The following is a 16,858-nucleotide window of genomic DNA, read 5'->3' as shown; positions in this document are numbered from 1 at the left end:
GCGCACAGCCTGGGGGTTTGCCCGTCGCAGGAGCGCGGCCGATCAACAGCCGGCTTTGGTCGCCTGGCGGCCCAGGACGACTGGATGACGTTCCGGACCACGCGTGGCCAGCCATGGGGCAAGCCTTGGGGAGTGATGATGACTGAGCTGGAGTTCTACCGTCTGGCAGCCCAGCCCGCGATTTTCGCCCTGGCGATGCTGTCGTTCCTGAAGGCGCCGTGGAGGGTTCGGCTTCTCGCCGCCGCCGGCGGCGCCGTGGCTGGCTTGGCTATCGGTTTGATCGGCATGTGGGCCGAGCGATCCGGCACGCCCTGGTGGCTGGGCTGGGCCGTGGCGGCGCCATTGGCGGCCCTGGCTGGTTGGCGCTGGATAAAGCGCCGAAAGGTCGGCGCGGGATGAAGCGGCTCAACCGCCTCTCTGATCAAGGAATCCATGCGCAGATCGTGGTCGGCCTGGCTCTAGCAGCAGGCGGCGTTCTCGTCGGCACGGGAGGCCGGACGCCCGCGCTGTTCCCTGCCGTGATGATCGTGGCGGGCGTGGTCGTGGGGATGTCCGGGGTGTTCGCGCTGATACGGCCGTCGGGCGCAGCGAATGATCGGTGACGTCTGGAGGAGGGGGGAGGCGCTTGGACAGGACAAGACCTCAGTCCTGGGTCACCGGCGGCGTGGTCCTGGTTGCTGCTGCATTCTACGGGGCCATCGGAAAGCGGCCGGCATGGCTCACGGGGGTGACGGCAGCTGCTGGCGCGCCATTGGCGGTCGCATCGTGCTGATGCAGCGGCCCAGGGGCCACAAAAGCAGTCCAATCGTCACCATGAAGCAAAGCCAGCCGAAGAGATCGCCGATCACCCGGTAGGGCGTCATGACAGGAGCCAGGGCGATCTGGCTGTGCAGGGTCGTAATCCCGTCGCGGACGTCCCGTTCTGCAAGGACGCGCCCTTGAGGGTCGTAGACGCCAACCTTTCCGTTTCGGGCGCTCCTCGCCACGGCGTAACCGTTCTCGATGCCGCGGAAGGCGGTCATGTGCGCGCCCATGTCCCCGTCGTTGCCGAAATCCCAAGCCGGCACCACCACGAGGCCTGCTCCGGCATAGGCAGCGCCGATGGACGGGATGTGCATGTCCTTGCAGATGGCCACGCCGACCTCACCGCCGGCGAGAGGCCAGCGCAGGGGTGTCTTGCCCGGCTGGTCCCGATCCTCTCTCCCCGGCACGAGCCTTTGCTTGTCGTACCAGCCGGTACGGCCGTCCGGCCAGGCGACCAGCGCCCGATTGCGATAGACCGGGCCGTTCTTGACCTCGATGCCGACGATGATCGTCGCCCCGCTGGTCACGGATGCATGCGAGACCTGAGCGGCGGCCCGTGCGGCCTGGTCGGCGTCGAGCAGGGCGATTTTCTCCGGAATGACCACCACGCCGCCGGGCGTCGCGGCGCCGGGAATGGCGGGACCGTAGAGCGCCCAGACGAGGTCCCACCGGTGCGGGATGCCTTCGAACCGGTTGCTGGCCACGATCCCGATCGGGACGGATGGGCCGAGAGGCGCAGCGCCCAACCGGGCCGCTGAAAAGAGGGCCGCCGCAAACAGAACGAGACCGGCCGCCAGGCCAGCGCGCAGGGCTTCCGCCCTGGCGGGCCGGTAGGCGAGGATCAGGCCGGCCATCGACCCCGGAAGCAAGATGAGAAAGACGACGGCTGGCACGCCGCCGATTGCGCCGCCCTGGGCCAGGGCCGGCATCCCCATCTGACTGTAGGCGAGACTGCCTGCGGCGCCATGGGGAGAGACGATCAGCGTCACCATCTCCATCGCCGCGACCGCAGTGGGCAAGACCATGCCTGCGAGAAACACCGGCAACCGCCGCGTGGCGGATATCGTCAGCCGGGTCGCCAGCATCCAGGCGCCGATGCGCAGGCCCGCGATCGCGGCGGCGCCGACCCAGCCGGTCTGCTCGACATAGTAGGAAAGCACGCTGGTGACGGCGATCGCCCCGGCGAGGGCTCCGACGATCCGGCTGGCGCGCGCGGACTGCGCCGCAGCGATCAGCAGGGGGATTGGCGCAAGCCACGGCGCCCACCACAACGGATGCAGGGCATAACCGGCCGCCAGGAGGCCGCCGACGACGCTGGCTAGACCCAATCCCGCGAGCCAGCTGATCGGGCCGGTAAAGCTCAGCGGCATTCCCGACTTCAACTCCAGGGCGCCGCTGCCTGACGGAGGCGGCGAGGGCGTCGGGCAGTTCTCAACAGGCTGCTTCAAGGCTCGTCCCTGATGCGTTCCCATTCCTCCGGCGTCAGCGCGGCGCTCATGACCGCGTCGACCTCCGGCAGGTAGGACATCCACATCGGTCTCCCCTCGGAGGAGGCGTCCGCCGGACGTCATGGAGACGGCAAAGGGCGCGGGCGGCGCGGTCGCGGCGCGGTTTCACGGGTATGCCCTTTCGACGTTGAGCGCGCCCGACGGCGAAGGCGTGAGGATCAGCTCTTCCGGCGCCGTCAGGTCGAGCCAGTGGACGCCGGCGCCGGGCGGCAAGACGACGATCTGCCGGTCGTGGAAGGGCGCAATGTCCGGACCCGGGGCCGTCGTCAGCATGGCGAAGGCGCCTTCCCTGACGATGCCGGCGATCCAGAACCACGGCTGGTCCGCCATGGTGAAAAGCCATTTGGTCTTCTTGCCCTGTACCCGGGGCTCCGTGAACTCGTAGAAGCCGTCGGCCGGGATCAGGCAGCGGGTCGAGCTCGAGAAGGAGCGGCCGTCAGATCGAAAGTTGAAAACCGGCTTTCCGGCAGGACCCTTCCAGGCCCAGGGCGTCATGGCCAGTTGCGGCGAGCCGTCGGCCAGGGTGACGACAGGGGCGCTGTCGCCGATATGGTAGTCGGCGGGCGCGAGGTTCGGAAAGCCGCCGGAGAAGGCCAGTGACCGGCCGGCGTCGCGAAACGGCGCCGCGAGCTGTTTGGCGGGGACGTGCAGGCGGTAGTTGTTGCACATGGGCGGAACCTGACACGCCGTTCTCCCCTTGTGGAGTCGTAACGGGCGAGTAGCGGCGGCCCGACGACAAGCGCTCTGGATCCCTTCCTTGACTATGGCCTCTCGCCCTTGGCGGCGGGGGGCTTTTTTTGATCGGGTATCCGCGCGCTGTCGGCTCCTTGTCGCGGTGCTCGTTCATCTCACACCAGGTCGGCCAAGTTCAGACCCATCTCCTGCCGTCCCATGATGGGAGGGGGAGGGGGGGAGGGATGCCGCATGACTCGACTTCCGCAACTACGGCGGGCTTACTCCTTGGTTCACCTGGGGAGGGCAAATGAAGCTCAAAGCACTCGGCCTTTTCGCCGCCGCCGCCGCCATGACGCTGGCGTCCGCGAGCTACGCCGGCTCGCACCGCTCGTCGGGCTCCCGTCCCCACTACAGCGGCAGCCGTCACTCGTCGTCGCATGGCGGGTCCTATCGGGGCGGACGGGGCTCGTCGCACCGTGGCGGGCACTACGCAAACCGATCAGGGGCTCGCCAGTACGGCGCCCATAGCGGCCGTCGACACTAGCATGAAGCTCGCCCTCATCGCGGCGTCGGCCGCAGTCCTGGCTCTGCCGGTTGCGGTTTCGGCCCATAGCGGCGGCGTCAACGCCGATGGCTGCCACAATAACCGGAAGACGGGCGACTATCACTGTCATGGGGGCGGACGGCGAAGCTCCGCTCCGGCACGGCCTCAGGGCCTGATCGGAAGTGCGCCCTCAAAGCGAGGCGGCGGCGCGTATGCGAACTGCGCCGAAGCCCGGGCGGCGGGGGCCGCTCCGATCAGGCGCGGCCAGCCCGGCTATGGCGCTCACCTCGACCGCGACGGAGATGGCGTCGGGTGTGAGCGGGGCTGACCAGGTCTGCAGCCCCGATAAGGCGACGCCATGGACGAGGGCGACGATCGTCATTTCCGCGCAGGCCAGCTCATATGCAAACGCTTCGGAGTGATGATGCGGTTGAACGCTATGCCCCATGGTCGACACAGGACCCCAGGCGATCCTCGAAACACTGGCCTCACGCCACTCAGCGCTGGGGGAGCGGATCAGGCAGACAATCCGCGTATGCGAGACCCAGAGGGAAGTGCTGCGGTTGCGCGATGACAACCGATCGGCGCGCGCTCAGATGGCCGCAACGTGGAGCATCCACCTTCAATTTACCTAGTCCAGCGAATGCTTGTGTTCTGGTCCTGAACCACAAGCCGGGGGCGTTGCGTCTGGCGACGACAAAGGTGCGGATACAGTGATCGAGCGGATGCTCAACCTGATCAGGCGAGCGAAAGGGGCTCATGATGCTGGTCATGGCAACTACCGCAACGTCGGCGAGACGAACCTCGCGTGCATTTCCTGCACGATGTCTGTGACCTAAGCTGCACCAATTCACCCCTGAACCTCAGGAGTTCCCCGTGGCCGATAATCTAGTGGTGGGACCTGCGTCCTACTTTCCGTCCATCGAGAAGAAGTATGGACGTCCGATCTCTGATTGGCAGGAAATTGTCCGCAACGCCTATCCTGCCAAGCACATGGAACTGGTGGCGATGCTGAAGAATGATCATGATCTGGGGCACGGACACGCCAATGCCATCGTCGCCTATACCTTGGCCGAGGACGGCCTGAGATGACTACGTGACCCCTCGCGCCCCACACCGAGGTTCACATTATCGAGACTAAGAAGCAGGCTCGGCAAATCTGGAATCCATGTGCAGATGGCGGGCCCGCCTTTCCAAGGCGGATCGCGCCCGTGGCCGGCGCCTCTCGTCTAAGCCCCGCCAAGGCCGTTCATGCGTGAAGTGCGGCTCTTTCGGCTCCTCCATCAGAAGGACCCGCTCCGAGGCGGAATGGCCTGCTTTGTTTTGGGGGCCGGTTTATCCCTCGGGGACATCCTAGCGGCCCGCCAGGCAGCTGTTGAAGCGACGAAAGCCCGCTCCGGGCAAAACCGGAACGGGCCTCGAAGGCGGAGCCTTTTTGCTCGACGCGACGATCAGTCCCGGACCAAGCCTAAGCCGGTGTCTGATCCCAGATTGAGGAGCGGTGGCGGCGCGGAAAGGTTGCCCTCTGGAGCGGACCCCTGCGCCGGCCAGCCAACTCCTTAATCCTCTTTCGCTGAAGACCCGGCAGAGACCCCGGGCTTGTGCATACCTCGACGGCAGGTCCCTTGGGATGGAGCGGCAGAGACGAAGGACCCACCCGAGAGGAACGGCAGCTCAAGAGGCTCGCGCCAACTCGAGCGCGGAACGCGCCGCCTTCCAAACGACTTAGCGCAGGGTCCGTTCAATGTTCAGAGATTTGGCCATGCCCGACCGCTTGAAGATGCAGGATCCGCGTCATCAGTATCCGCAGCCGCCATTTCCCGGCCAGCCGCAGCCCGCCCCTGGCCTGGCATCCCAGATGGAGCCCAAGCCCGATCACGGCGAGGATAGCTACCAGGGCTCAGGACGGTTGAAGGGGCGAAAGGCCCTGATCACCGGCGGGGATTCCGGCATCGGTCGCGCCACGGCCATCGCCTATGCCCGCGAAGGCGCCGATGTGGCTATTGGCTACATGCCCTCGGAAGAAGTCGACGCGAAGGATGTCATCGCTCTGCTCGAGAAGGCAGGGGTGAAAGCCCTGGCCCTGCCCGGCGACATCTGCGACGAAGGTTGGAACGCGACGATGGTGAACCGAGTGCTCGACGCTTTCGGCGGGCTGGACATCCTGGTCGTGAACGCTGGGCATCAGCAGTTCCGCGAGGACATATCCCATGTTTCGACGGATGATTTCGACGCGACGCTCAAGAGCAACCTCTACGCTCTGCACTGGCTTTGTCAGGCGGCCGCGCCTCATCTGCCGCCTGGCGGAGCCGTCATCACCACCGCATCGATCCAGGCCTATGAGCCGTCTGACATCCTTCTGGACTACGCCACGACCAAGGCCGGAATCGTCGCTTACACCAAGGCGCTGGCCAAGCAGATGATTGAGAAGGGCGTGCGCGTGAACGCCGTCGCCCCCGGCCCGTTCTGGACCGCGCTGCAGCCCAGCGGCGGCCAGCCCCAGGAAAAGGTCGAGAAATTCGGCGCCCACAGCGCCTTCGGCCGCCCTGGCCAGCCGGTCGAGATCGCCCCGGTCTATGTTCTGCTGGCGTCACAGGAAGCAAGCTTCGTCACCGGCGAGGTCTGGGGCGTCACCGGCGGGGCCGGAATCGGCTGATTGATAAACGCGAGGGGCACATCGTTCCGGTCCAGGTCGAGTCCGACAGTTGAACGAAGGATCGTCCATCCAGCCGACGCCAAGCCTGGTGCCTTGCGGAACCAAAGATGCTGACCCGACCTGAATCCCCTTCGTCAGGAGGCGCTCATGTCGACGATGAAGAAGCTGATCCGGGCGCAGGCTGGCTTTAAGCTGGAGCGGATCGAGCACCTGGGGGCCAGACAGCGAAGAGAAGTCTGGTTTAAATTGTCGAGTGGTCGAGCCGCGCCTGGACGCATCATTGCTGATGAAGCCGAGGCGCAGTTGGCCTTTTCCCGTGAAGTGGCCGCCTTGCTGGAGGACCCCTTCACAATGGGGCGGATCAGACAGGGCGCGCTGGACCATTGAGAACGAATCCTTCGCCAGCCGGGCACAGGGACGCCCGCAGCGATAGGCCCGGGGCCGCGGCAGCCAGAGCCAATGAATATGGCGACGCTGGCGTCGTGCAGTGTCGTTGTGCCGTATCTCAACCGCGACGCTGAAACTCTCAGGCCACGAGCCGATTATCCCTCTGTCTCAATCGAACAGCAGGTGACGATCATGCAGAACGCGGACGAGCACGCTGGATTAGGCGTGACTCAGACATCATCGACGGAGCTCACGGCGGCTGCGGGAAAGCAACTCCAGGCGGGGGGAAGGGAAGACGAGGCTCCGGGTGGAGCCACGTCATCCGTTGGCAAGCCAGCCAGTCCGTCCAAGGCGGGAGGAAAAACCTTGAGCAAGGGGAGGGGGAACGGCGCAGATTCCACCGACGCCATTGCGTTGCTCAAATCTGATCACCGCCGGGTGGAAGGTCTCTTTGCGGAATACGAAACGGCCTCCCCTCCGCGCAAGCAAGAACTGGTCAGCCAGATTTGCAGGGATCTGATTACTCATACCATTCTGGAAGAAGAGATCTTCTACCCCGCTTGCCGCAGGGCGGCCGCCTCCGACGACGAGCCCCTGGACGAAGCCCAGGTGGAGCATGACAGCGCCAAGCTTCTGATCATAGAGCTTCTTGACGGGCGGCCGGATGACGGTTTTCGCGATGCCCAGGTCAAGGTGTTGTCGGAGCAGATCAAACACCATGTCGCCGAGGAGGAGGCCGCCGGAACCGGCATCTTCGCCAAGGCGCAGGCAGCCGGCGTCGACACCGCCGAGCTGGGTCGACGTATCCAGAAGAGACGGCGTCGGCTTGATGAGCAGGGCGGACCTCTTCGTCCAACCCGGCCCGTGTCGTTCCAGCAACTTCAAAATACAGATTCATCAGGCGAGGAGTTTGACATGGCTAGACATCAAGGTCCCGAGCGCGACGAACGCGGCCGTTTCATCGGCGATGACGACGATCGCGGTTCGCGAGGCGGCTATTCTTCAGCCGGATCTCGCGGGGGCGGCTCGAGAGAGGACGACGATCGTCGCGAAGGCCGCGGGCGGAGCGGTTGGTTTGGCGACCCCGAGGGCCATTCCATGGCGGCGCGAAGCCGCGGCGAGAGCCGCAGCTACGAGGATGACCGGCGTGATTACATGGGGTCTGACGACCGGCGTCGCGACGACGAGGGCCGCTACATGAGCCGTGACGATGACTACCGGGCTTCGGGAAGGCAGGAGGTCGGTGGTGACGGGCGCCGCGGATGGTACGGAGATTCTCGCGGCCACGCTGAGGCCGCTCGCCGCGGCTGGGATGAAAGGGGCAGGTCATCGCGGGACGACGACGTCGGCCGCTCCTCCCGGGAGATGTCTGATCGTGAGAGGGATGATCACGGCCGATTCATGAGCCATGACGATGATCGCTCATACCGCAGTCGCGAACGAGATGATGACATGAATCGCTCCCGTTCCGGAGACGACGGCGACGGACGGGGTTGGTATGGCGATTCCCGGGGTCATGCAGAAGCTGCGCGACGCGGTTGGGAAAGCCGCGGGAGGAACGAACATTACGATGACAATCGTTCCTCGGGTCCCTCTGATCAGGGCCATGGGGGATGGTTCGGGGACTCCCGTGGGCATGCGGAAGCGTCCCGGCGTGGCTGGGAACACCGCCGTTAACTGAGAAGGCGCAAGGACGACTGCGGCGACCCGCGTGCGGGTCGCCGTTCTTTGCCGAGGCGCTGCGTCCCAGGTCTAGGCCATGGTCGCCGCAACCGCCTTGGCGAGCTGAGCCTGGGAAAAGGGCTTGGAAAGCCGGGGCAGGCTGACTCTGAGAGCGCTGCTGTCCGGGTCGAGATCCGCATAACCCGTGGCTAGAAGGACCGGCAGGTCCGGTCGTCGCTGCCGCACGGCGGCTGCGAGTTCGGACCCCGTCATACCGGGCATCATTTCGTCGGTTACGATCAGGTCGATGTCGGGACGATTCCCAAGCGCGCGCAGCGCCTCCGCCCCGGACCTGGCTGCAATAACGGCGTGCCCGAGATCATCGAGCATCGCGGTCGTGTTGACGAGCACCAGATCATCATCGTCCACCACGAGAATGGTCGTCCTTCCCGTGGAGACGGTCGCGGACTCAGGGGAACGAACGACATGGCCCCGGCGCTGCTGCTCGCTGTCGGCGACGGGCAGCCAGAGATGCACGGTCGTTCCCCGATCCAGCTTGCTTTCAAGGACGACGGCGCCGCCCGCCTGAGCCGCGAGACCATGGACCATCGACAGACCCAGTCCGGTCCCCTTGCCGACGCCCTTGGTGGTGAAAAATGGCTCAGTGGCCCGGGCGAGCGTCTCGGGGGCCATGCCCGCGCCGTTGTCCGCCACGCTCAGCACCACGTAATCCCCGGCGGCGAGGCCGGAAGTCGCGCGGGCGGCATGCTCGCGCCGGGCCGAGACGGTCACTTTTCCCCCGCCCGGCATGGCATCCCTGGCGTTCACCGCTAGATTCAGAATCGCGGCCTCCAGTTGGCAGGGGTCGGTCAGGACGGGCGGAAGATCGGGCGGCAATGATAGGCCCACCTCGATCGGACCGCCGATGGTGCGCTGGAGAAACTCCAGCATTCCCCCGACAAGGTCGGGCAGGTCGACGGTTTCGATCTTGAGCTCCTGCTTGCGCGCAAAGGCCAGCATGCGCTCCGTGAGGGCGGTTCCCCGCTCAGCAGCCTTGATGGCGTTCTCGAGAAGCGGGGTGACGCGCGGATCGTCGGAGATTCGTTTGCGAACCAGTTCCAGGCTGCCGAGAATCGCCGCGAGGAGATTATTGAAGTCATGAGCGACGCCGCCGGTAAGTTGGCCCACCGCCTCGATCTTCTGTGACTGAAACAGGGCTTCGCGCGTGGCCGCGAGCTCCCGTTCCTGTTCCAATCGGGCCGTGATGTCGCGCGTGACCTTGGCGAAACCAATGACGTCGTTCTGCTCGTTCCGTATGGCGTCGATCACGACATGGGCCCAGAACCGGTCGCCCCCATTTCGGACCCGCCATCCTTCGGTCTCGAAACGACCTTCGGAGGCCGCGATTTCCAGGTTTCGTCGTGGCGCGCCTCCAGCCTGATCCTCGGGCGTGTAGAAACGCGAAAAATGATCGCCGATGATCTCCTCGGGCCGATACCCCTTGATCCGTTCGGCGCCGGCGTTCCAGCTCATGATTTCGCCTTGCCGGCCCAGCATGTAGATCGCGTAATCGGTGACGCCCTGGACGAGCATCCGGAGTTGCTCCTGGGTCTTGCGGAGGGCCTCCTGCGCCTGCATCCGTTCCGTTAGATCGCGGGTGATCTTGGCGAAGCCAAGGAGCTCTCCTTCGGGGCTTCGCACAGGGTCGATGACGACATGGGCCCACAGACGTGTGCCGTCCTTGCGAATCCGCCAACCCTCGGCCTCGAAGCGTCCCTCTTCGACGGCGCGGGCCAGGGCCTTCCGGGGCAGGTCTCTCGCGCGGTCTTCTCCTGTGTAGAATCGCGCAAAGTTCTCGCCGATGATTTCGTCTGCCTCATAACCCTTGAATCGCCGCGCTCCGGGGTTCCAGCTGGTGATGCGCCCATCCGTATCCAGCATGTAGATCGCATAGTCGGTGATGGATTCGATGAGGAGACGATATCGATCGTCCGTCGGGCTCTTGGCCATCTGCGGTCTCGATTTCAACTGACTTCCCCCCGCGGCCACGCGTCCAGCAACGTACGCCGTAGGACGTCGGTTCCGCGATGTCGAAGTCCAATAGCGTAGGAGCAATCCCTCCAGCCTTGGTCTCCCCGCGCCCCCGACTGCTGCCGCAAGCGCAATGCGACAGATTTTCCCGCGGCGCATCGATGTGCAGCCAGCACGTCCTCTAGGACCGTAGGAGGAACCATATCCAGGTCCCAGCGCTAACTCGGTGCACCCTCTCCGTCCAAAGGTGCACACGGCCCGGATTGCCAGCCCGTAGCGGCGGCGTCCGGGTCGTTCCTCCTTAAAGAAGCCCCTCAAAGCGGAACGCTTAGCTTGCCGTCGGGCATGACCGTTCGCCTTTGCGACCGCCCCACCTCTTCGTAGCCCGCCACGGCCCGCCGTTACGCCTGTACGTGCCGCGGCTGTGGGCCGCCCGAAGGTCACACAATGTCCCGGGTAGGCGAGGGGACTACTCACCTGTCTGGCGGTGAGGCGCATCGACAGGCTTGGATTCCGGCGATTCCCGCTGCCGCAGGTAGATGGACAAGACCACCAGCACTGCGGTGGAAAGGAATTCGCTCTGCCAGTTCTGGAAGGATTCGAACCAGAGCTGGGGATCGCCCAGATAGGCGACGACGCCTTGTGGGATTTCGCCATGCAGAACCGCTTCTTCTGCGGCGACCCGGGCGCTCTGGGTCCAGTGGATGACGAAGGACATGACGAACAGGAGAGCGAGCGTCAGGCCCAGCGACCGCGAATAGACGGCACGCGAGAAGGCCCCCCAGCGTAGGGCGGAAGGCGCGGAGGCGTCGCGGGCCTTACGCTCCAGATTGTCGTCGCGCGGCGGCGCATCCGGATTCCGGGACTCGGAGGATCCGCGCTGGATGAGAAGGGCGGTGAGGACGACATAGGCGGCCATCTGGAGGAATTCACTCTCCCAGTTCTCAAAGACGCTCGAGAGGAACTGCGGACTGACCACGTAGGCGGTGAGCGTGGATGCATCTTGACCATGACTGAGCGCATCCGAAATACCGACGCGCCACCCCGCCAGGGCATGACCCAGTATGCTGGCTGCGAAGAGCAGCATGAGAACGATGGTCAGCCCGTTGTCGCGCAATATCTGCATGGTCTTCTCCGCATTTTGTTGTGGGGCAACGTCGCGGTCGCGGTATCGCTCCCGAACCGTCAGGCTCCCAGAAGCCGATGCGGGGGCTGGCCAAGACTTTTGAAGCGAACCCAGGCGCGCCCGTCGGAATTCGACGCCTTTGGGCGGCCGGCCGAGCCGCCCCGGGAAGTCGTGCGCCGGGCTTGATGGCGGGGTTCGAACGCATCGAGGCGACTTGAAGCGTTTTGGAGCCGCCAGGAATTTGGCGGGAAAGGGCCGCAAAAGGGAAACCCCATTGCCGCCCGCGCGCTTCTGTAATCACACAAACGGGAGAACCGAGATGAAGCGTGACGCCCTCTTCGCCGCTGCTGCGGCTGCGTTCCTTGCCGCCTGCAGCCCTCAAGGAGGAAACAAGGCCGTAGACAAAACCCAGGACGCGATATCGGCGCCGGTCGGCCAGACCTCTGCAGCCACCCTGGGAAGCAACCTCGTGAGCGCCTATGTGCCGGCGGCCGCCATGGGAGACATGTATGAAATCCAGGCGGCGAATATTGCGCTCGAGCGCGGCGCTCGCGCCGATGTCAAAGCGCTCGCGCAGATGATCAAGACCGATCACACCGCCGCCAGTAACGCCTTGAAGGCGGCAGCGCCGACGGCCGCGCCGGGCGTCGCCCTCCCTACGGAGCTCGACCAGCGCCGCAAGGGGCTTCTGGACAATCTCCAGTCCGCCGCCGCAGCCGATTTCGACAGGGTCTATATCGATCAGCAGGTGGCCGCTCACCAGGAGGCCCTGACCCTGCATCGCGGCTTCTCGGACAACACCGACGCCCCGGTGCTCGCCGAGCATGCGCGTAGCGTCCTTCCTAAGATCGAGGCCCATTTGCAAAAGGCGCAGGAGATCCAGAAGGCTATATCCGCCTAGGTCAAAGCATGGCCCTGAGGCTGAAGATCTTTGAATGGTCGGACGGCTTTCACCGCTTCACCGTGGCGGCCTCCTCGCGGCCCAAGGCCCTGGCGGCGTGGGGCATCCAGCAGGATATCTTCGCCTCGGGTCTGGCTCGAGAGGCGCCGGACAGCGAGGACGCTGAGGCAGCACGCGCCGCTCCAGGCCAGGTCATGGAGCGCGGTCTGGTCGTCGACGTCGGGCAGGCTGAACCTCGCCCCGAAAAGAAGAATATCCCGGCCGGACCGACCGCCGCTCAGAGGCGCCGGGTCGAAATCCTGGAAGGCCAGTTGCAGGACCTCAAGCGGTCGCATGCCGAAGCCATGGGCGACCTGGAGCGCGACATGAAGGCCCTTGAGGGGCGGCAAGATGAAGAGCAGCAGCGTTTCGGCGACGCACAGGCCCGGCTTGTCCGCGATCTGGAAGCGGCTCGAGAGAAGCTCTGACCGCAATGATCGGGCTTTACGCCCGATCCATCACGGAGGTGAAGCCGAGGGAGTTGGCGTCGACAGGCTTTCTGGATGACGATGCCCGTGAGGGCGCCACATCCATCCATGCGGTGATGATCGATCGGCCGCGTTCGGAACTCTACGCCTTGGAGTTTCGGAACCTGCCCTTGTTCATGGTCGATGGCCGTTGCCTTGCCGAGGAAGGCAGGCGCTGGATGATCGCCGCGCCAGGCGGCGTCCACATCGATCTGGAGACCTCGCCTGCAGCGGCGCATCCATGGAGCCGCCCTCATTCGTTCTGCGCCGTCAGCGCCGCCGTGCGAACTTTGCGATCAGTGCGAGCCTTAACGGAGTTGGCTGTCTTTGCTGCCCCGGCGGTTGATGCCGCCTATGACTATCCGGCCATCGCGACCGGATTGACACGGAACACACGTCCTAACGCCTGGCATAGCCAGGCGCCGGGCTTCGGTAATGGCCTCACCGCATTCGACGCACTCCGCCGATCCAGGACCTGTCGGGATTCGAGCGCGAGCCGTGAGTACCCCGTCGACGACCGTGTCATGAATTTGGTCCAGAACGGCGCCGTCTCGGGTCCATCCGCCAGCCATGCTTCCTCCAACGAAAAGGACAATATGGTTATAGGGGCGTTGATCCAAGCGGCGCCGCAGATGCGCTCGAGTTCGTAGCTTTCGCACTCCATCTCGGGCTGCCGCCCCGGTCGTCGCCAATGGCGTCGTTGTTCCTTTCCCGGCCACCGCAAGCAAATCGCCGGACGCGATCTCCCGGGAAGACGTTGGGGGATGCTGCGCGAGCGGCGGCGAAGTGTTTTTGCGCTCACGACTTCAGTTGCTCCATCCGACACTGCTCCGCCGCCTTGTCAGGTCTGAAGCGCAGCAATCCTGTCCCATGACGGAAGCGCTCGTCCGTTACATAGTCGAACGACACCTCCACGACCATTTCGGGCCGCAGCGGTTCCCATTCGGCGGACTGGCCTTCGGACCAGCGGCTCGGCCCCCCTGGCGTCCGTCCGGTGAAGCCTGTTCCCCCTCTGAGCGCCTCTAGTCGATGGGTCAGTTCCGCCCTGTCGACGCCGGCGAAACCTGAGGTGAACCCGACATGGTTAAGGCGACCCGCGTCGTCGTAAAGTCCAAGAAGCAGGGAACCTGCGACGCGGCCGCTCCTGGCGTAGCGGAAGCCGCCGACGACGCAGTCGGCCGACCGTAGCCGCTTGATCTTCACCATCGCCCGCTCGCCCTCGGCGTAGGGGCCGTCCAGCCTTTTGGCGACGACGCCTTCCAGCAGGGCGCCATCGAGCCAGGCCTGAGCCTGGATCGGATCGGCCGTTCCCGGACTGAGCGTCAGCCCGACGTCGCCGTGGATCTCGGTGAACGCCTCCAGCCGCGCATGACGGTAGCTCAGCGGCTCTTTTCGAAGGTCAGCGCCGTCGGTATCGACCAGCATGTCGAAGACGGCTAAGGCGGCCGGTGTTTCGACAGCGAGGCGGCGAACACGCGACGCTGCAGGATGCAAACGCGCCTGCAGAACTTCAAAGGACCAGTCGTCGCCGGCCTGCGCCAGCAGTTCGCCGTCGAGTCCGAACCGGGCCTCGGGCACGGCTCTGAGACGCTCCACAACCTCGGGGAAGAACCGGTTCAGCGACTTGCCGGATTTTGCCAGCAGTTCCACCCGATCGTCCGCCTTGAAGGCCAGGCACCGGAAACCGTCCCATTTGGGTTCGTACCACCAGCCTGGCCCCTTCGGCAGCGCCCTTGCCGGCTGAGCTTCCATGGGCCTGGCTGCCATTATTTCGCTCATGCGGTCTCACCCTCCATGGCGCGGAAAAAGCGGGATCCGGCTTCGGCGAACCGCCAGGGCGTAGCAAGGCCGACGCTGATTCCGATCCGCCTGCCCCGGGTGATCGCAGGGGCGGAGGGCGCCATGGACATCGCCATCGGCGTCTCGAGGACGGACGCGCCGTTCAGACCGCTGTCGATCGCAAGAGCCTGACAGAGTTTCCCGGGGCCGGAGCAGAGATCGCGGGCGGTCGCAACACCGCGGCGCGCGCGCATGGTTTCAATGCCCACAGTCGGTTCGAGAGCGCGAACCAGGACAGCGCTGCCCGCATTCGACGCATCGCAGACGATGTTGAAGCACCAGTGCAGGCCGTAAACCCGATAAACGTAGGCCCGGCCGGGCGGTCCGAACATTGGCGCGTTGCGCGCGGTCGGCCCTCGAAAGCTGTGGGAAGCCGGGTCACCCGCGTCATAAGCTTCCGTCTCGACGATGCGGCCGCCCACACCATCGACCATTATGGTCGCGCCGATCAGTTCGCGGGCGACGGTTTCTGCGGGACGATCAAAAAACTCGGGAGCCATGCCTCTTCCAACGACTGGCCGTGACGCAGGCGCTTGAGGCTCGCCTGGGCTAGAAGAGGAAAGGCGACAATCGGATCTTTCGAGCGACATGGCTACATCGGCGAAAGTGGTTGATCGGCGCAGGCGGAAACCAGGGCGAGCAGAATAAAGCCCCCGCCGGCTTGGCGAGGGCTCCTGGCAAGGTTCAGCGATATCGCGAGCGTTCTTCGTTGATCTGGTCGATGGAGTAGGGATCGGATCGAGGATCAAAGGTTGTCCAGCCGCTCTGGCGATAGGCCTCGCCTCGCGTAGCCGCATCGAACCCCCGGCGGCCCTGGAGAATGGTTTCGACCCGGGCGCGATCAGCATCGGTCGTTTTGACGCTCACCAGGGTGCCGCCACGGCGAACCCCTTCTGCGTATACATTGGCTTCCTCGTCATTATGTCCAGCCTCTTTGAGTGCGCCGAGCAGGCCACCCGTGGCGCCGCCCGCTGCACCGCCAACGACCGCGCCCAGGGCTGCTGACGCCAGCCAGCCCGCGGCAACGACAGGGCCAAGGCCAGGAATAGCCAGCATGCCCAGCCCAGCCAGGATGCCCGCTCCCGCGCCGATTGCGCCGCCAGTCGCCGCGCCCTTGCCGGCTCCGTGGGCGACATCGTTCTCCCCGGCGCCGTTCCGATCGCCCAAGGCGCCATCCGCCCCGTCGATGCGGTCATGGCCGGAATGCCAGTTGTCGGCGTTGTTTGACACGATGCTTATGGAGGAGTGGTCAAACCCCGCCGCCTCGAGTTCAGCCACGGCGTCAAGCGCCTCGGCATGATGATCAAAAAGTCGCGTGACAGTAGCCATGAAGAGCTCCTTCAAAAGAGTGGGGAAAGGCCTGGGGGTCAGCCAGCGACGACTTCGCCCTTGTAATCGACCGACACCTTGGTCTTAGCGCCGTTCTTGGTGGCCGTTGCGCTCCAGATGCCCTGGGTGTCCTGGCTCAGGGGACCAATCGCGGTGTAGCCTTTCTTCTCGATCGCCGATCGCGCCTGGGCTTCAGTGAAGGAGTTCGCTCCGGGAGTCAGAGGTTCTGTGCCGCCGGTGTCGACCGCAGGATTTCGCGGGCTTTCGGATGGGGCCACTGCCGGACCTTCGACGCGGCCTTCATCGGCCTTTTTGTGGTCGCTGCATGCCGTCAGAAGCAAAGCTGTCGTGACGAGAGCCGGGAGCAGTAGTTTCATGGACAGATCCTCTCCGATTTGCGTCAAAAGAAGGCTGGCGCGGCTCAAACGGTTCCCAGGAAATTTCTTGATGTCAGTGGAACCTGCCGTCGGGCGGGGGCGTGAATGCAATGACTTTCGGGGTCATGGCTGAGAGGTCCAAGCAGAGCGGCTAAACTACAATCTGGGATTGCCTGCCGGGACGGACGGTGCCGCCTTGGCGAACCCGTCGTCTTCGTTGCTGTCGGTCATGACGGTCGTTCGCTTTGACCGCGTCGCTTGCGTTGCCCATGGCGATGGAGAAGCCGCTTTTTTGAATATCATGTCGTCGTTGGGCGACCTGCTCGGGCGTGATATCCACCCGCTTGGCCAGCGTGAGGAAGACAGCGCCCTTGTTTGCTTCGGGCCCGACCCCCGACCAGCCGGACCAGATCCGCGCGCGCGGCGGTATCACGCCGAACAAGGCCGCCACGCCGGGCCAGGTCTCGAAAGTGGTTTCGAGGATCAGGGTGTAAGGCTCGTTGCGAAGACCGA

19 protein-coding genes are annotated in these 16,858 nt (G+C 64.8%); 9 read left to right on the top strand and 10 right to left on the bottom strand.

From position 1 onward, the window contains the following. Nucleotides 1–135: 135 nt before the first annotated feature. Together AC1DJ5_RS09605 and AC1DJ5_RS09600 are read left to right on the top strand one after the other, a co-directional pair. On the top strand, nt 136–399 hold the full coding sequence (locus AC1DJ5_RS09605) for a hypothetical protein (RefSeq protein WP_477020438.1): 264 nt from the start codon (nt 136–138) through the stop codon (nt 397–399). Then, nucleotides 396–602 carry a hypothetical protein gene (locus AC1DJ5_RS09600; protein WP_441454817.1) on the top strand — a complete coding sequence of 69 codons (207 nt, stop codon included), beginning with the start codon at nt 396–398 and terminating at the stop codon, nt 600–602. The genes AC1DJ5_RS09605 and AC1DJ5_RS09600 overlap by 4 nt, the downstream gene beginning before the upstream one ends. A 117-nt stretch (nt 603–719) precedes the next feature. On the opposite strand, the gene AC1DJ5_RS09595 is transcribed toward AC1DJ5_RS09600, so the two are convergent. Together AC1DJ5_RS09595 and AC1DJ5_RS09590 are read right to left on the bottom strand one after the other, a co-directional pair. Then, entirely contained in the window at nt 720–2,252 is a 1,533-nt protein-coding gene (locus AC1DJ5_RS09595) for a nitrilase-related carbon-nitrogen hydrolase (protein ID WP_477020437.1), read from the bottom strand. A gap of 165 nt (nt 2,253–2,417) precedes the next feature. Next, on the bottom strand, nt 2,418–2,981 hold the full coding sequence (locus AC1DJ5_RS09590) for an SOS response-associated peptidase family protein (RefSeq protein ID WP_441454815.1): 564 nt from the start codon (nt 2,979–2,981) through the stop codon (nt 2,418–2,420). A gap of 443 nt (nt 2,982–3,424) precedes the next feature. On the opposite strand from AC1DJ5_RS09590, the gene AC1DJ5_RS09585 reads away from it, so the two are divergent. The 5 genes from AC1DJ5_RS09585 to AC1DJ5_RS09565 all read left to right on the top strand — a co-directional run bounded on the left by AC1DJ5_RS09585 (nt 3,425) and on the right by AC1DJ5_RS09565 (nt 8,251). Further along, the gene (locus AC1DJ5_RS09585; RefSeq protein ID WP_441454814.1) at nt 3,425–3,859 is read left to right on the top strand and encodes an excalibur calcium-binding domain-containing protein; all 435 of its coding nucleotides are present in this window, start codon (nt 3,425–3,427) and stop codon (nt 3,857–3,859) included. Between the two features lie 548 nt (nt 3,860–4,407). Beyond that, on the top strand, nt 4,408–4,623 hold the full coding sequence (locus AC1DJ5_RS09580; RefSeq protein ID WP_441454813.1) for a DUF4287 domain-containing protein: 216 nt from the start codon (nt 4,408–4,410) through the stop codon (nt 4,621–4,623). Nucleotides 4,624–5,293: 670 nt separating this feature from the next. Further along, nucleotides 5,294–6,187 carry an SDR family oxidoreductase gene (locus AC1DJ5_RS09575; RefSeq protein WP_441454812.1) on the top strand — a complete coding sequence of 298 codons (894 nt, stop codon included), beginning with the start codon at nt 5,294–5,296 and terminating at the stop codon, nt 6,185–6,187. 147 nt (nt 6,188–6,334) lie between these two features. Next, nucleotides 6,335–6,574 carry a hypothetical protein gene (locus AC1DJ5_RS09570; RefSeq protein WP_441454811.1) on the top strand — a complete coding sequence of 80 codons (240 nt, stop codon included), beginning with the start codon at nt 6,335–6,337 and terminating at the stop codon, nt 6,572–6,574. 78 nt (nt 6,575–6,652) lie between these two features. Further along, a complete protein-coding gene (locus AC1DJ5_RS09565) occupies nt 6,653–8,251 on the top strand; it encodes a hemerythrin domain-containing protein (protein WP_441454810.1) in 1,599 nt (532 codons plus the stop codon). 75 nt (nt 8,252–8,326) lie between these two features. On the opposite strand, the gene AC1DJ5_RS09560 is transcribed toward AC1DJ5_RS09565, so the two are convergent. Both AC1DJ5_RS09560 and AC1DJ5_RS09555 read right to left on the bottom strand, forming a co-directional pair. After that, complete coding sequence (locus tag AC1DJ5_RS09560; protein WP_441454809.1) at nt 8,327–10,246, bottom strand: hybrid sensor histidine kinase/response regulator; 1,920 nt, start codon at nt 10,244–10,246, stop codon at nt 8,327–8,329. A gap of 490 nt (nt 10,247–10,736) precedes the next feature. Beyond that, nucleotides 10,737–11,393 (bottom strand): DUF6766 family protein, encoded by a 657-nt coding sequence (locus AC1DJ5_RS09555; protein ID WP_441454808.1) that lies wholly within the window; start codon nt 11,391–11,393, stop codon nt 10,737–10,739. A 319-nt stretch (nt 11,394–11,712) separates the two neighbouring features. On the opposite strand from AC1DJ5_RS09555, the gene AC1DJ5_RS09550 reads away from it, so the two are divergent. Beyond that, nucleotides 11,713–12,294, top strand: a complete 582-nt coding sequence (locus AC1DJ5_RS09550; RefSeq protein WP_441454807.1) for a DUF4142 domain-containing protein — start codon at nt 11,713–11,715, stop codon at nt 12,292–12,294. 8 nt (nt 12,295–12,302) lie between these two features. Further along, on the top strand, nt 12,303–12,761 hold the full coding sequence (locus AC1DJ5_RS09545; protein WP_441454806.1) for a hypothetical protein: 459 nt from the start codon (nt 12,303–12,305) through the stop codon (nt 12,759–12,761). Nucleotides 12,762–13,108: 347 nt separating this feature from the next. Here AC1DJ5_RS09545 and AC1DJ5_RS09540 read toward each other — a convergent pair whose 3' ends face one another. From AC1DJ5_RS09540 to AC1DJ5_RS09515, 6 genes are all read right to left on the bottom strand, one after another. Beyond that, nucleotides 13,109–13,372 (bottom strand): DksA/TraR family C4-type zinc finger protein, encoded by a 264-nt coding sequence (locus AC1DJ5_RS09540; RefSeq protein WP_441454805.1) that lies wholly within the window; start codon nt 13,370–13,372, stop codon nt 13,109–13,111. A gap of 226 nt (nt 13,373–13,598) precedes the next feature. Next, nucleotides 13,599–14,579 carry an ATP-dependent DNA ligase gene (locus AC1DJ5_RS09535; protein ID WP_441454804.1) on the bottom strand — a complete coding sequence of 327 codons (981 nt, stop codon included), beginning with the start codon at nt 14,577–14,579 and terminating at the stop codon, nt 13,599–13,601. Further along, entirely contained in the window at nt 14,576–15,139 is a 564-nt protein-coding gene (locus AC1DJ5_RS09530) for a DNA-3-methyladenine glycosylase (RefSeq protein ID WP_441454803.1), read from the bottom strand. Before AC1DJ5_RS09530 ends, AC1DJ5_RS09535 begins: the two co-directional genes overlap by 4 nt. 184 nt (nt 15,140–15,323) lie before the next feature. After that, the gene (locus AC1DJ5_RS09525) at nt 15,324–15,968 is read right to left on the bottom strand and encodes a hypothetical protein (protein WP_441454802.1); all 645 of its coding nucleotides are present in this window, start codon (nt 15,966–15,968) and stop codon (nt 15,324–15,326) included. A 38-nt stretch (nt 15,969–16,006) separates the two neighbouring features. After that, nucleotides 16,007–16,345: a hypothetical protein gene (locus tag AC1DJ5_RS09520; RefSeq protein ID WP_441454801.1), complete on the bottom strand. Its 339-nt coding sequence runs from the start codon at nt 16,343–16,345 to the stop codon at nt 16,007–16,009. 151 nt (nt 16,346–16,496) lie between these two features. Continuing rightward, nucleotides 16,497–16,796 carry an HAD family hydrolase gene (locus tag AC1DJ5_RS09515; RefSeq protein ID WP_441454800.1) on the bottom strand — a complete coding sequence of 100 codons (300 nt, stop codon included), beginning with the start codon at nt 16,794–16,796 and terminating at the stop codon, nt 16,497–16,499. Nucleotides 16,797–16,858 lie beyond the last annotated feature (62 nt).

The sequence above is a fragment of the Brevundimonas sp. 01N35 genome (assembly GCF_056399785.1).
This window is presented reverse-complemented; position numbering and strand designations above follow the sequence as displayed.

Bases quoted from the DNA above. Each gene is read 5' to 3' on its own strand.
- AC1DJ5_RS09550 (WP_441454807.1), top strand. From the start codon at position 11,713: ATGAAGCGTGACGCCCTCTTCGCCGCTGCTGCGGCTGCGTTCCTTGCC.
- AC1DJ5_RS09570 (WP_441454811.1), top strand. From the start codon at position 6,335: ATGTCGACGATGAAGAAGCTGATCCGGGCGCAGGCTGGCTTTAAGCTG.
- AC1DJ5_RS09600 (WP_441454817.1), top strand. From the start codon at position 396: ATGAAGCGGCTCAACCGCCTCTCTGATCAAGGAATCCATGCGCAGATC.
- AC1DJ5_RS09585 (WP_441454814.1), top strand. From the start codon at position 3,425: ATGGCGGGTCCTATCGGGGCGGACGGGGCTCGTCGCACCGTGGCGGGC.
- AC1DJ5_RS09535 (WP_441454804.1), bottom strand. From the start codon at position 14,579: ATGAGCGAAATAATGGCAGCCAGGCCCATGGAAGCTCAGCCGGCAAGG.
- AC1DJ5_RS09560 (WP_441454809.1), bottom strand. From the start codon at position 10,246: ATGGCCAAGAGCCCGACGGACGATCGATATCGTCTCCTCATCGAATCC.
- AC1DJ5_RS09565 (WP_441454810.1), top strand. From the start codon at position 6,653: ATGGCGACGCTGGCGTCGTGCAGTGTCGTTGTGCCGTATCTCAACCGC.
- AC1DJ5_RS09590 (WP_441454815.1), bottom strand. From the start codon at position 2,981: ATGTGCAACAACTACCGCCTGCACGTCCCCGCCAAACAGCTCGCGGCG.
- AC1DJ5_RS09525 (WP_441454802.1), bottom strand. From the start codon at position 15,968: ATGGCTACTGTCACGCGACTTTTTGATCATCATGCCGAGGCGCTTGAC.
- AC1DJ5_RS09575 (WP_441454812.1), top strand. From the start codon at position 5,294: ATGCCCGACCGCTTGAAGATGCAGGATCCGCGTCATCAGTATCCGCAG.
- AC1DJ5_RS09520 (WP_441454801.1), bottom strand. From the start codon at position 16,345: ATGAAACTACTGCTCCCGGCTCTCGTCACGACAGCTTTGCTTCTGACG.
- AC1DJ5_RS09540 (WP_441454805.1), bottom strand. From the start codon at position 13,372: ATGGCTGGCGGATGGACCCGAGACGGCGCCGTTCTGGACCAAATTCAT.
- AC1DJ5_RS09605 (WP_477020438.1), top strand. From the start codon at position 136: ATGATGACTGAGCTGGAGTTCTACCGTCTGGCAGCCCAGCCCGCGATT.
- AC1DJ5_RS09555 (WP_441454808.1), bottom strand. From the start codon at position 11,393: ATGCAGATATTGCGCGACAACGGGCTGACCATCGTTCTCATGCTGCTC.
- AC1DJ5_RS09545 (WP_441454806.1), top strand. From the start codon at position 12,303: ATGGCCCTGAGGCTGAAGATCTTTGAATGGTCGGACGGCTTTCACCGC.
- AC1DJ5_RS09530 (WP_441454803.1), bottom strand. From the start codon at position 15,139: ATGGCTCCCGAGTTTTTTGATCGTCCCGCAGAAACCGTCGCCCGCGAA.